Source organism: Brevibacterium sp. AGC70 (assembly GCF_057334195.1).
Map to the genome: position 1 here is coordinate 146,375 of NZ_JBHFIH010000001.1, position 13,836 is coordinate 160,210.

12 protein-coding genes are annotated in these 13,836 nt (G+C 63.6%); all 12 read right to left on the reverse strand.

Translation table 11 applies throughout. The features are described 5' to 3' along the window. Window positions 1-3 precede the first annotated feature (3 nt). Window positions 4-1,260 carry a glutamate dehydrogenase gene (locus ACE03M_RS00600; RefSeq protein ID WP_485932153.1) on the reverse strand — a complete coding sequence of 419 codons (1,257 nt, stop codon included), beginning with the start codon at window positions 1,258-1,260 and terminating at the stop codon, window positions 4-6. Between the two features lie 106 nt (window positions 1,261-1,366). Next, window positions 1,367-2,008, reverse strand: a complete 642-nt coding sequence (locus tag ACE03M_RS00605; RefSeq protein WP_260848091.1) for a TetR/AcrR family transcriptional regulator — start codon at window positions 2,006-2,008, stop codon at window positions 1,367-1,369. A 119-nt stretch (window positions 2,009-2,127) separates the two neighbouring features. Beyond that, the gene (locus ACE03M_RS00610) at window positions 2,128-3,381 is read right to left on the reverse strand and encodes a M16 family metallopeptidase (protein ID WP_485932155.1); all 1,254 of its coding nucleotides are present in this window, start codon (window positions 3,379-3,381) and stop codon (window positions 2,128-2,130) included. A 68-nt stretch (window positions 3,382-3,449) separates the two neighbouring features. Beyond that, window positions 3,450-5,669: a polyribonucleotide nucleotidyltransferase gene (locus tag ACE03M_RS00615; protein ID WP_485932156.1), complete on the reverse strand. Its 2,220-nt coding sequence runs from the start codon at window positions 5,667-5,669 to the stop codon at window positions 3,450-3,452. A gap of 398 nt (window positions 5,670-6,067) precedes the next feature. After that, window positions 6,068-6,337, reverse strand: coding sequence for a 30S ribosomal protein S15 (gene rpsO, locus ACE03M_RS00620; protein WP_009882989.1), 270 nt, complete (start codon window positions 6,335-6,337; stop codon window positions 6,068-6,070). Window positions 6,338-6,429: 92 nt separating this feature from the next. Continuing rightward, on the reverse strand, window positions 6,430-7,368 hold the full coding sequence (locus tag ACE03M_RS00625) for a bifunctional riboflavin kinase/FAD synthetase (protein WP_485932159.1): 939 nt from the start codon (window positions 7,366-7,368) through the stop codon (window positions 6,430-6,432). 73 nt (window positions 7,369-7,441) lie between these two features. Continuing rightward, window positions 7,442-7,819 carry a hypothetical protein gene (locus ACE03M_RS00630; RefSeq protein WP_485932161.1) on the reverse strand — a complete coding sequence of 126 codons (378 nt, stop codon included), beginning with the start codon at window positions 7,817-7,819 and terminating at the stop codon, window positions 7,442-7,444. Further along, a complete protein-coding gene (locus ACE03M_RS00635) occupies window positions 7,803-8,426 on the reverse strand; it encodes a hypothetical protein (protein WP_485932163.1) in 624 nt (207 codons plus the stop codon). Before ACE03M_RS00635 ends, ACE03M_RS00630 begins: the two co-directional genes overlap by 17 nt. Window positions 8,427-8,526: 100 nt before the next feature. After that, window positions 8,527-9,444, reverse strand: coding sequence for a tRNA pseudouridine(55) synthase TruB (gene truB, locus ACE03M_RS00640; RefSeq protein WP_485932164.1), 918 nt, complete (start codon window positions 9,442-9,444; stop codon window positions 8,527-8,529). Window positions 9,445-9,457: 13 nt separating this feature from the next. After that, complete coding sequence (locus ACE03M_RS00645) at window positions 9,458-10,351, reverse strand: VldE C-terminal domain-containing protein (protein WP_143922526.1); 894 nt, start codon at window positions 10,349-10,351, stop codon at window positions 9,458-9,460. 205 nt (window positions 10,352-10,556) lie between these two features. Then, entirely contained in the window at window positions 10,557-10,985 is a 429-nt protein-coding gene (rbfA, locus tag ACE03M_RS00650) for a 30S ribosome-binding factor RbfA (protein WP_485932167.1), read from the reverse strand. 351 nt (window positions 10,986-11,336) lie between these two features. Next, on the reverse strand, window positions 11,337-13,836 hold a 2,500-nt coding region (infB, locus tag ACE03M_RS00655; protein WP_485932168.1), incomplete at its 5' end, for a translation initiation factor IF-2.

Below are 13,836 nucleotides of genomic sequence, written 5' to 3' on the forward strand. Positions count from 1 at the left end.
GCTCTAACGCTCTGCCTTGGCGGCGGCCATCTGATCAGTGTCCCCTGAATCGACCCCGATCGTTGAATCGACCCCGATCGCTGGATCGACCCTGATCGCTGGATCAGGCGTAGCCCGGAGCGCTTCGAGGTTCGCATCCACCCGGGACTGTGCCGCCTGCCGGGGCGTGATTCCCAAACGGTCGGCATCACTGAGCACCTGAATCGTGAGTTCGCGCAGAGTCTCGGTGACCAGAGACCTGCTGTCGTCCCAGCTGCCGTCGACATCGCCGAACGTCACCCACCACCACCACGCATTCGTCGCGGAGTTCGCGAGGAAGTCGGGAACAACCGTGACCCCTCGGGCCTGCAGGCGTTCTTCCGCATCGGGCAGCACGGGCATGTTCGCGGCCTCGACGATGAGCCCGGCGGTGATGGCCTCACAGTTCGCACGCGTGATCGCGTAGCTGACTGCCGCAGGGACAAGCACATCGCAGTCAGCGGCCAGCCAGTCTCCGCGATCACCGTCCACATCAGCGGGACGAAGTGCGGCTCGGTCGATGCCGCCGAAGGGATCGCGCGTGTCCAGCAGGGCCTCGACGTCGAGTCCGGCCGGGTTGGACACGAACCCGTCGGCATCGGCTATGCCGACGATGCGCACTCCCGCCTCGGCGAGGAATCGGGCGCTCGCCCCACCCATCGATCCGAATCCCTGGATCACTGCGGTCGAGTCGGCCGGGTCTCTTCCCTCGGCTTCGAGTGCGGCGATCGCCGAGGTGGCCACTCCCAGGCCGCCGACGAGCTCATCCTGAGCCAGACCGTCGACGACCGCAGAGAAGGCGGTGGCCGTCCGCGCCCTGGCCGCTTCCGGGTCACTCAGCAGCTTCTCCACGGCCGACAGGCCGCTGCCGAGCTCACGCCTGGCAAGGATCTCGTCGATATCGTTCTGGCGCACGCCCAGGTCCTCGCCGAGGGCCCAATAGGCGCGCATGATCGGATTCACGGCGACGAGGAACCTCTCGAGGATGTCAGTGGCTCCGGGAGCACGTGGGTCGAAGTCGATGCCGCCCTTCGCACCGCCGACGGGAACATAGCGCCGGCCCGGACGCAGATGGATCGCCTCCTTGCGCGTCATCCCCTGAGCCAGACCCCGCACCTCCTCGAGAGTGCATCCCTGACGCATCCTCAGCCCGCCCGAGGCTGTTCCCCTCACCAGCGTGTCGATGACGACGAATCCGTGTGCTCCGGTGATCGGATCCTGCCAGGTGATGTCCATGAACATGTCGCTCCCAAGGGTTTTACTGAATCGCTGTTCAGTTAGGTTCAGATCACCAGTCTGACCGTCGGAGGGCTGCCTCGTCAAGAGCGTCGGAGCGAGAGTTCCGGGCTCATTCCAATTCGCGTGCGACGAAGGCATCGACCCAAGCGGATAGGGTCTTAGGCGACACGCTTTCAGGGTTGAAGATGAGTTGGACTGCGAGCCCGTCGAGGTACGCGAGGATCCTCGTGGCGCAGCCATCGGCCAGCTCTGCGACGGCGGCTCCTGTGGGCTCGTTCGCGGAGGCTTCCGTGGCCATTCGGACGGGGCTGAATCGGAATTCCTTCGCCTCGAGCCCAGCGACGATGAGCTCGGACAGTATTGTCTTCCACTCTCGGTCAAGTGTGGAGAACGTCGACTTCACCCCATCGTCGAAGAGTCCGGCAGACCACCCGTCGATCCAGATCTTCCAGCTCCTCGTCGAGCCTGTCGGCATGTACCACTGGATGACATCTCTGAGCCGCTGCGATGCTGGCTTCTGCGTCGCGGCGAGTCGACGCGCGCGATAGAGGTCGTTCTCCCCGGCGTGGGCGAAGGCTGCGGCGACGAGTGCTTCCTTCGTCACGAAGTGGTAGATGACCAGGCTCGGGCTCAGTCCCAGCCGTGCGGCGACATCGGCGACTCGGAGGGTGCGCAGGCCGGTGCTTTCGATCTCCTCCACGGTCGCAGCCAGGATCTCGTCCCGACGCACCGATGCGCTCTTTCGCGACATGAACCTCTCCCCCACACAGACAGAAATGGCTGTACAACAAGAATCTTGTTGTACAGCCATTCTAGATGCTCACGGTTCGGAGCCTGCGGGCATCGCCTCAGGCCAGCGTCATCTCATCCTCAGCGCAGAACGACGTCGGCCTGTGGTCCCACGAGAGACAGCGACTTCGGGCGACCCATGAGGTCTCCTGCCATCGTCGACACCTGCTCCGCCGTGACCGAGCGGACGCGTTCGATGAGGTCGAGCGGAGATTCGAGTGGGATTCCGAAGATCTCCGATCGGGCCAGTCGATTCATCCGTGCGGCCGAGGACTCGAGCCCGAGGACCATCGAACCCGAGAGCTGGGAGACGATCGCGTCCAGTTCGGTGCGACTGGGCACCTCCTGCGCCAGACGATCCCATTCGGCCAGTGCCAGGTCGACGACGGCCTGCCCGTTCTCCGGTGTGCAGCCGGCGTAGATGCCGAACGTTCCGAAGTCGGTGAACTGGCTTGCCACGCAGTTGACGGCGTAGGCGAGACCGCGTTCTTCTCGCACGCTCTGGAAGAGCCGGGAGGACATTCCGCCGCCGAGCATCGTCAGCAGCACCGAATAGACGAAGCGATCCGGATGGCCCTCTTCGAGACCCTCGCAGCCGAGCAGGATTCCCAGCTGTTCGGTGTCTTTGACCGTGTGTGAGCGACCCGAATGGAACGTCGGCACCTCACGTGCGCCGCGGCCGGGCACCCCGCCTGCTGTCGCGGCGGGGCTGTCCCAGGTGTGTGAGCCGGCCTGGGAGCCGACACCGGCCTGAGCCAATGCGTCATCGACCATTCCCAGGACTTCCTCGTGGGTGGCACCGCCGGCGGCGGCGATGACCAGACGCGGGGGAACATAGGTTGTCGAGTGGTGATCGAGGAGTGTGTGATGGCCCAGCACGCGGATCTGGTCCTTTGTCGCGCCGACTGGGCGTGCCAATGGGTGGTCGCCGAAGATCAGCTCGTCGAAGTCATCGAAGAGGACGTCGCCGGGGTCGTCGGCCGACATTGCCAACTCTTCGATGATGACGCCGCGTTCGCGTTCGAACTCCTCGGCGTCCAGGTTCGAGTTCGAGACCATGTCGACGAGCAGCGAGGTGATGTCCGACAGGTCCGTGACCAGGCAGCGAGAGTAGTAGCAGGTGAGCTCCTTGGCCGTGATGGCGTTGGAGTCTCCTCCGGTCCGGTCGAAGGCTGCCGCGATCGTCTTCGCGTCCTTCGTCGGCGTTCCTTTGAAGAGCATGTGTTCGAGGAAATGGGTCGATCCGGCGGTCTCGGTCGATTCGTCGCGCGAACCTGCCGCGACCCAGATGCCGATGGTCTCCGACGCCAGTCCGGGCATGTGTTCGGTGGTCACTGTCAAACCACCGGGGAGGACAGACCGATCGATTCGGCTGCCCTCCCCGGTGTGAGAATCCTTGAGTATCAGTTGTCTGATTCCTCTTCTGCTTCTTCGTCATCGTCGCTGACAGGCGAGAGTGACAGCTTGCCGCGGTCGTCGATCTTCGTGATCTCGACCTGGACCTTCTGGCCGACTCCGACGACGTCTTCGACGTCCTCGACTCGCTTCCCATCGTTGAGCTTACGCAGCTCGGAGATGTGCAGCAGGCCGTCCTTGCCCGGTGTCAGGGAGACGAATGCGCCGAAGCTCATCGTCTTCACGACGGTTCCGAGGTAGCGTTCGCCGACCTCGGGCACCTGCGGGTTGGCGATGGCGTTGATCATCGAGCGGGCGGCATCTGCGGCTGCTCCGTCGGCGGCACCGATGAGGACGGTTCCGTCGTCTTCGATGCTGATGTCAGCGCCGGTGTCTTCCTGCATCTGGTTGATCATCTTGCCCTTGGGTCCGATGACCTCGCCGATCTTGTCGACCGGGATGTTCACCGAGATGATGCGCGGAGCAGTCGGAGCCATCTCTGCCGGAGCATCGATGGCCTCGGCGATGACGTCGAGGATGACCATGCGGGCTTCCTGCGCCTGCTTGAGGGCGGCACCGAGCACCGAGGCGGGAAGGCCGTCGAGCTTGGTGTCGAGCTGGATCGCAGTGATGAAGTCACGCGTACCGGCAACCTTGAAGTCCATGTCGCCGAAGGCGTCTTCGGCACCGAGGATGTCGGTCAGTGCCGCGTATGCGGTCTGATCACCGGTGTCGGTGGAGATGACGTCGGAGACGAGTCCCATGGCGATGCCTGCGACGGGAGCCTGCAGCGGCACACCAGCCGAGAGCATGGCCAGAGTCGATGCACAGACCGAACCCATCGAGGTCGAGCCGTTGGATCCGAGTGCCTCTGAGACTTCGCGGATGGCGTAGGGGAAGTCCTCGCGCTTGGGCAGAACCGGCACGAGTGCACGTTCAGCCAGTGCACCATGTCCGATCTCGCGGCGCTTCGGGCTGCCCACACGACCGGTCTCTCCGACCGAGTAGGGCGGGAAGTTGTAGTGGTGCATGTAGCGCTTCGTGGTCACAGGCGACAGAGAGTCGATGTGCTGTTCGAGCTTGAGCATGTTCAGCGTGGTGACACCGAGGATCTGGGTCTCTCCACGCTCGAAGATGGCCGAGCCGTGAGCGCGTGGGATCACGTTGGTCTCGGCAGTCAGAGGACGGATGTCCTTGAGACCACGACCGTCGATGCGGATCTGCTCGGTGAGGATGCGCTTGCGCACAACCTGCTTCGTCAGAGCGTTGAGGGCCCCGGCGATTTCCTTCTCGCGGCCGGCGAAGCGTTCGCCGAGCTTGTCGAAGAGCTCAGACAGCAGAACTTCGCCGGCTGCTTCGCGTTCCTGCTTGTCAGCGATCTGGAAATTCTCGGTCTGCTTGGCTTCGGCGAGTTCGCGCACAGCCTCGTAGACGTCGTCCTGGTAGTCCTTGAAGACAGGGAACTCGACGGTGGGCTTGGCTGCACTGTCGGCCAGCTCCTGCTGCGCACGGCAGAGTTCGCTGATGAAGGGCTTCGCGGCTTCGAGTCCCTCGGCCACAACCTCTTCGGTCGGTGCGGTGGCACCGGACTTGATGCGGTCGATGGCGTTGTCGGTGGCTTCTGCCTCGACCATCATGATCGCAACGTCGTCACCGACGACACGGCCGGCGACGACCATGTTGAAGACGGCGTCATCGAGCTGCGAGTGGTTCGGGAAGGCAACCCACTGGCCGTCGATGAGTGCGATGCGCACGCCGCCGATGGGACCGGAGAAGGGCAGTCCGGAGAGCTGAGTCGACATCGAGGCCGCGTTGATGGCGAGTGCATCGTAGATGTGGTCGGGGTGGATCGACATCACTGTGACGACGACCTGAACCTCGTTGCGCAGTCCCTTCACGAAGGAGGGGCGCAGAGGGCGGTCGATGAGGCGGCAGGTGAGGACCGCGTCGGTCGAGGGGCGTCCTTCACGGCGGAAGAACGAACCGGGGATGCGACCCGCGGCGTACATGCGCTCTTCGACGTCGACGGTCAGAGGGAAGAAGTCGAAGCCCTCACGGGGGTTCTTGCCCGCCGAGGTGGCCGAGAACAGCATGGTTTCGTCGTCGAGGTAGGCGACGGCAGAACCGGCGGCCTGCTGTGCAAGCCGTCCTGTTTCGAAGCGGATGGTGTGTGAACCATAGCTGCCATTGTCAATGTGCGCTACGGCGGATTCAGGGTTGAGTCCCACGTATTCTCCTTGTTTGTAACCGGTACGCGGACACCTTCGAAGAATGAAGGCCAAAGAAGCCCGCGTCGATCCGGTGGATATTGGCTCGGACAACCCCATGGATCCAAGCCGGTCATCGATCGGGGCCCACGGAAACAGCATGCACATGCGTGCTCTTCCGGAAGCCACTACCGAGGACCGAAAAACGTCCATGGCATGGTTGTCCACGTTGAAGTCTACCGCAGTTGCCCCTGTGAGCCATTGCCTCGCATTCCTCCCGGGCATGCCATGGGTAGTCGAGCTGCCGCGGACAACGAAGAAGCGCCCTGCATGATGCAGGACGCTTCGTTTCGTCTGAGGTGTCTCGTCCGAGTCTGTGTCAGTTCGTCCGAGTCGCGCTCAATGTCATGGGGCTGGTCTCAGCGACGCAGGCCCAGGCGCTTGATGAGCGAGCGGTAGCGCTCGATCTCGACGCGCTGCAAGTACTTGAGCATCCGGCGGCGCTGGCCGACGAGGAGCAGCAGGCCACGACGCGAGTGGTGGTCGTGCTTGTGATCCTTGAAGTGTTCGGTGAGCTCGGTGATCCGGCGGGTCAGCAGCGCAACCTGAACCTCGGGAGAACCGGTGTCGCCCTCGTGAGTTGCATATTCCTTGATGACTTCTTGCTTTTCAGCAGTACTGAGAGCCATGGACTTCTCCTTTTGATCGTTGCGCGGCGCCGAAACCTGTCAGTCTCAGCACTATCGAACCGCGGCCGGTGAAAACGGCAAGGTTCAGTTTATCAGGTGTGGAGCACCTCGCGCACATCGGCAATGTCCTCGTGCATCTTCACGACGAGCTCGTCCATGCCGGTGAACGTCACCTGTCCACGGATGCGTGAGACGAACTCGAGAGTCATATGCCTGCCGTAGACGTCGAATTCACCGAACTCCTTGTCGAGGACATGCGCCTCGACCCGTCGGACGCTGCCTTCGAATGTGGGGTTGGTGCCCACCGAGATGGCTGCGGGGTATGCCAGGTCTTCATCGGAGAATGTCGCCCACCCGGCATAGACACCATAGGCGGGAATGAGGCCCTCGGCATCTTCGGACAGGTTCGCAGTCGGGAATCCGAGGTCGCGACCGCGGGCGTCGCCGTGGACGACGGCCCCTTCGACCCGGTGGTAGCGACCCAGCTGATCGGCAGCCTCGGCGACATCTCCGCCGACGATCTGATCCCGGATCCGCGAGGAGGAGTAGCGTCCCCCGCGCCCGACCTCCTCGATCGTCTCGGTCCGGAATCCGTATTTCTCGCCGAGGTGGCGCAGAGTCTCGATGGTGCCTTCGTTGTCCTTGCCGAACCTTACGTCATCACCGACGACGACGATCTCACAGCCCAGGGCCTCAACGAAGTAGGTGCGCACGAACTCCTCGGCACTCTGCGCCGCGAAGTCGAGGTCGTAGTGCTGGACGAACAGGGCGTCGATGCCGGTGTCCGCGATGAAATCGGCCTTCTGCTCGGTGCTCGTGATCATCAGCGTCGGCTCGTCAGAGCGGTGGACCGTGCGCGGGTGCGGGTCGAAGGTCATGGCCACGGAGCGCAGAGAGCGCTCGCTGGCCAGTGCCGCTACGGCTTGGAGAACAGTCTGGTGACCGCGGTGGACCCCATCGAAGTTGCCCAGGGTCACGACGGTGCCGACATCGTCGGTCCCGACCTCATTCAGTCCGTGATAAAGCTCCACTCGACGCTTGCTCCTTCCGTGCACCGACTCAGGTTATCGCAGAGATGTTCTCACGTGCTAACCCACGCTCGCCTCAGGAGATGACGGCCCAGCCGATCACGCCGACCAGGGATGCGATCGCGATGGAGAGGAACGTTCCGATGATGAATCGCTCGCCCGCGGCCGCCGAGGATTTGATCTCCGCGAAGCGCCCGAGCCCTTTGACTGCGACGACGACGGCCATGAGTTCGGGCCTGCCCAGCACGATGGCTCCGGCGATGAGTGCGCGCTCGACGATGCCGATCCACATTCCGCCGCGCAGGACTTCGATGTCCTCGCTGCCGGTGCGTCTCGGCTTCGAGCCGGGCCCGTCGTGGGTCATCCGCAGGAACAGCGGAACGAGCAGGTAGCCACCCGCTGCGGACACGATCGCCGCAATAGCAGCGATGAGTACATCAAACCACATGGTCACCTGCCTGAGAGTCGCTGTCCCCGGTCTCTCCTACATGGGCCAGGTGGAAGGTCGACAGTGCGCAGGCACCCTCGATGAGTTCCACACCGCCCGGGGAGAGCACCCTGGACACAGCCTGTTGGGAGACGTCGAAGTGTTCAGCGATGTCGTGCTGAGTGGAGTCGGGATGGTCAAGCCTGCGGTCGATGTAGCGCCGAGACTGAGATCGGATGTTCTCGAACGTCCAGACCACCAGGCGCAGGGCGCTTTCAGCCAGGTTCGAGTGCTCGGTCTCCGGGTCGACGACAAGATGAGCGGGTGCACCCTTTGCGGCCTCGACCGCGCGCCTGGCTGCATAGAAGGCCTCTCCCCTGCCCTCGGCGGTGGAAGCCGGCAATGGAGTGTCGACCGGGCCGACTCCGATTCCGATATGCCACCCGGTCCGTGCGGCCAGCAGACGGACGGCCAGAGTCACCTGCTCGGGTGAGTCGAGAACGCCCTGCACCTCATCGCCGATCGTGCGCTCAAAGCCCCGCTGGGTCTCGACGCGGGTCAGAATATCGAGCAGCCCGGGCACCTCATCAGTGCGCTCACGGGATCCCCGCTGGTCGATGGTCATGACGTACATGACTCAAGTACACCAAAGTCCACCACGATAGACAACCGTTTCAGTTGTATCTATCGAATACAATCGATTACGTTGTATTGCCCGCGGCGTCATTGCGATCTCAGGCGAGGTCGATGGCGAAGGCCGTCTGGGATTTCAGCACTCCCCCGGCTTGCACCTCGGCGATCGAGACGAGCTCCTCGCCGACGATCACGGCCACCTCACTACCTTGATCCGGGCTCCGCTCGGTGCCGATCGTCTTGCCCTGCATCAGAGCCTTGGCCTCCGCGGAATCGACGTCCACGGTCGGAAGCAGGGTCCGGGCCACCTCGGCGAGAGAGGTCAGCGCGGGCGCTTCGGTGTCGAGATCATCGGGGATCGTCACCGCTTCATCGAGGCTGAAGGCTCCCACTCGAGTGCGCCGCAGAGCGGTGAGATGACCATGGACGCCGAGGCTGCTGCCGAGATCTCGCGCGAGTGCACGAACATAGGTCCCCGACGAGCAGTCGACTTCGACGTCGACATCGATGTGGCCTTCCGCAACCGAGTACCGAGTGGCGAGGATGGTGAAATCTGAGATCTCGACTCGGCGCGCCTTAAGCTCAACATCTTCACCGGCACGGACGCGGGCGTAGGAGCGTTGGCCGTTGACCTTGATCGCGGAGACCGCACTGGGAACCTGGTCGATGGAGCCTCTCAAAGCTGAGACGCCGTGGGCGATCCCAGCATCGGTGACTGCCGACAGTGCCGCAGGCTCGGCGAAGAGGTCTGGCTCGGAGTCCGCGTCATCGGTCGGCGTGGCCGATCCGAGACGGATCGTGGCCAGATAGGTCTTGGACACACCGGTGATGTAACCCAGAAGCTTGGTCCCGCGGCCCAGCCCGAGGACGAGGACGCCCGTGGCCATGGGATCAAGGGTTCCGGCATGCCCGACCTTGCGGGTGCCGTACCAGCGCCGAATCCGAGAGACGACGCCGTGGGAAGTCAGGCCTTGGGGCTTGTCGCAGACAAGGACACCCTGCGGGGAAGTATCGCTCACGTGTCAGGTTCGATCAGTTGAACGAGACGTGCACGTGGTCGAAGTGGTTGTCGGTGGGTGAACCACGGTCTTCCATGCTGCTCCAACCGCTGCCCGGGTTCCAGATGCGCTGTTCCCAGATCACGTACTTGACGTTGAGTGCTCCGGAGTTCTGGATCAGGTACTCGGCGATGCGGTCGCCGGTGGCGCCGGTGATCATCACGTCCACGGCCGCGCCGGTGTGATGGTCCGAGGTGCCGGAGCCTGGCCGAACGCCACCGTAGGTTTTGACTTCGGGGAACTTCGCACACACAGCGCGGTAGCCGTTGACGGCGTTGGGCTGCAGTCCGGATTCGATCGAGGATGAGACCGAGCACGGTTCGTTCGAGATGCCCTCTGGAGTGTCAGAACCCTCAGATGACTTCTCATCCGAATCGGAGGACTTCTCGTCGGATGACTTCGCACTGCCGGACTCCGTCTGCGCCTTCTCCGTCGTCGGGGACGGCTTGGGCTTGGGAGTCTTGACGTCGAGTGTCGTCTTCGAGGTCTTGTTCTTGTACTTGGGATCGTCCTTGACGTCCTTGAGGTATTCTTCGCCGGCCTTCTCGCGCTGGGCGTCGATCTCATCCTGGCTGACGGCCGAGGGGCTCGACTTGGCCTGCTGCGCAGAGGTGTCAGCGGCCTCGGTCGTGACATTGCCGGCCTCAGGCGGGCTCATGACGACGGTGGAGCCGACGACGGCAGCGGTGGCAGCGGCCGGAACCGCGATCGCGGCAACGACGGGACGCTGCCTGACAGTCGCCAGCACAGAGGTGGCGGTCGACGGTGCGTCCGAGGAGTGCCGACCGGAAGAGCGCTTGCTGGCGGGGGTCAGATCCCGGACCAGCTGCTTAGCAAAGCCAGGCTTCGGCGAAGAGTGCTTACCCAATTCAGAAATCCCTTAACAGAGTCGTAATCATTTCGTTACCAGAAAAAGTCTAAACGAGAAGTGAAAGATTACAAAACTGTTACGTGAAGTTTTTTCGCGAGAGTGACAGAGATCGCGGTTGAGCGCACGAGTCCCGCCGCGCTCAACTGAGAGGACACTGCCGGAGCACTGCGGCATCGGTGGTCCGTTACAGCGCTGTGACCAGTCAGGCTTCCCCGTCGGCCTTCTTGTAGGGGTCTTCGTCTCCCGCGGGCTTCGCGTCCTTGGCCAGTCCGGCCACCCGAGCGTCATCTGCTGCGGCCTTGGCGAGGAGACCGTCAAGGTGAGCGGCGGCCTCCGGCACGGCGTCGGCAATGAATTCGAGGCTGGGAGTCAGCCGGATCGTCAGGCCCTTGCCGACCTCTGACCGGATGAAGCCCTTCGCGGACTCCAATGCTTTGCCTGTGGCTTCGAGGTCCTGCCCGTCGCCGAAGACAGTGTAGAAGATCGAGGCGTGCTGCAGATCTCCGGTCACGCGCACATCGGTGACCGTGACGAAACCGAGACGCGGATCCTTGAGTCTGCGTTCGATCGTGCTGGCGACGATGACCTTGATCTGGTCGGCGATCTTGCGCGCCCGAGTTGCATCTGCCATGGTGACTGACTTCCTTCTTCGTCTGAACTATGTCCGTGACTGAGTTCGCTTGGAACTGCCACTTGAGTATCTGTGTCTGTGTGTACCTGTGTCTGTGTGTCTGGGGTGTACCTGTGTCTGTGTATACCTGCGTCTGGCTGGAGCTGTGGCCCATGTTTCTGGCTCGAGCTGTGGCCCGTGGAGCACTCCCCCGGCACATTCTCTCATCGCCGGGCACGTCAGTGCGCAACAGCGCAGAGGCCCGCGAACCGCAGACCGGGTCCTGCCCGGGAGGTGCGCGGGCGAGTGGACTTATGCCACCCGCTCGCACATCCCCCGTTCAGAACCCGGCTTGGGAGAGCGACGTGTCGATCAGTCGCGAGGCTTCTCACGCATCTCGACGGTCTCGATGATGTCGCCGACGCGCAGATCGTTGAAGCTGCCCAGGCCGATGCCGCACTCGAATCCTTCGCGAACCTCGGTGGCATCGTCCTTGAAGCGACGCAGGGACTCGATCTTGACCTTGTCCCCGACGACCACTCCATCACGGGTGACGCGAGCAGACGCGTTCCTGGTGATGTGACCATCGCGAACGATGGAACCGGCGATGTTGCCGAACTTGGAGGACCGGAAGACTTCGCGGATCTCCGCGGTGCCTGTCTGGACCTCTTCGTACTCCGGCTTGAGCATGCCCTTGAGCGAGCTCTCGATGTCGTCGATCGCCTGGTAGATGACCGAGTAGTAACGGACATCGACGCCTTCGCGCTCGGCCAGGTCGCGCGCCTTCGCCTCCGGACGGACGTTGAAGCCCAGAACGATCGCGTTGTCGACCGTGGCCAGGTTGATGTCGTTCTCCGTGATCGCACCCACACCGCGGTGGATGATGCGCAGGTCGACGTCGTCGCCCACATCGATCTTGAGCAGCGAATCCTCCAGCGCCTCGACGGCACCGGACACGTCGCCCTTGAGGATGAGGTTGAGCATATCGACCTTGCCCTCGGCCAGTGCCTTGGTGAAGTCCTCAAGGCTGATGCGCTTGCGACCGCGAGCCTGAGCGGCATTGCGCTCGATGGCGTCACGCTTCTCAGCGATCTGACGGGCGGTGCGATCGTCCTCGGTGGAGATGAAAGTATCGCCGGCACGTGGCACGGAGGACAGACCCAGCACCTGGACGGGACGGGATGGTCCCGCCTCCTCGACGACGTTGCCGTTCTCATCGAACATCGCACGCACACGTCCGTAGGCGGTGCCACACACGATGGCATCTCCCTGACGCAGGGTGCCGGAGTCGACGAGCACGGTCGCAACCGCGCCACGGCCCTTGTCCAGCTTGGCTTCGATCGCGATGCCGCGAGCCGACTTGTCCGGATTGGCCCTCAGGTCCAGCGCAGCATCGGTGGTCAGCAGCACGGATTCGAGCAGCTGATCGATGCCCTCGCGCTTGAGCGCAGAGATCGGCACGAACATGGTCTCGCCGCCGTATTCCTCGGCTACCAAGTTGTACTCGGTCAGCTGCTGCATGACCTTGGCGGGGTTAGCGCCTTCCTTATCGGTCTTGTTCACTGCGACCACGATCGGAATGTTCGCCGCCTGAGCGTGGTTGAGTGCCTCAACGGTCTGCGGCATCACGCCGTCATCGGCCGCGACCACGAGGATCGCAAGGTCGGTCGACTTCGCACCACGGGCACGCATAGCGGTGAACGCCTCGTGACCTGGGGTATCGAGGAAGGTGATCTTGCGATCGATGCCTTCGTGTTCGACCTCGGCCTGGTAGGCACCGATGTGCTGGGTGATTCCGCCAGCTTCGCGGGCAGCCACGTTCGCGGAGCGAATGGCATCGAGCAGCTTGGTCTTACCGTGGTCGACGTGACCCATGACCGTGACGACCGGTGGACGTGCTGCGAGGTCCTCGTCGGCTTCGTCCGCGGCTTCCGCGTCAAGGTCGATGTCGAAGGTCTCGAGCAGCTCACGATCTTCGTCCTCGGGTGAGACGATCTCGATCTTGTAGCCGAGTTCCTCGCCGAGGACCTCGAATGTGCCCTCATCCAGTGACTGGGTGATGGTCGCCATCTCGCCGAGGTGGAAGAGCACCGTCACGAGGTTCGTCGGATCGGTGTTGATCTTCTCAGCGAAATCGGCCAGCGAGGATCCGCGACGCAGACGCAGAGGAGTGTTGCCGTCGCCGCGTGGAACAGAGACGCCACCGACCGACGGTGTCTGCATCTGCTCGAACTCGGCGCGCTTGGCCCGCTTCGACTTGCGTCCCTTCTGACGAGGACCGCCTCCACGGCCGAATGCGCCCTGGGTGCTTCCGCGACCGCGACCTGAACCGCGACCGCCTGGACCACCGCCGGGACCGCCGCCGGGACCGCGACGACCTGCAGGTGCGCCGCCTGGAGCTGCACCTGGCGCACCGGGTGCGCCGCCGCCGGCGGGAGCGTTGCCGCGTCCTCCGCCTCGACCGCGGCCTGGAGCCGGCTTGTTCAGCGCAGAGTTCTTCATCATCGATGGGTTGGGGCGAGGTGCGCCCGGACGTGGTGCCGGACGTGGTGCCGGACGTGGACCTGCTGCGCCTTCCTCACCGGATGCACGAGGTGGCTTCTGACCTGGCTTCGGCATCCCCTGCGAGTTTGCGAACGGGTTGTTGCCCGGGCGCGCGCCTGGGCCGCCTTGGCCACCCTGGCCGCCGGGACGATTGCCGGACTTCGGTCCGCCGCGTCCTGCCGGTTTGGGCATGCCCTGTGCTGGGGCGAAAGGGTTGTTTCCGGGACGGGCCGGCGAGCGACCGCCCGGTTTCGGAGCAGAGCCAGGCTTGGGTGCCGAACCTGGCTTAGGAGCCGCAGCGGGCTTCGCAGCAGCACCGGGCTTCGGC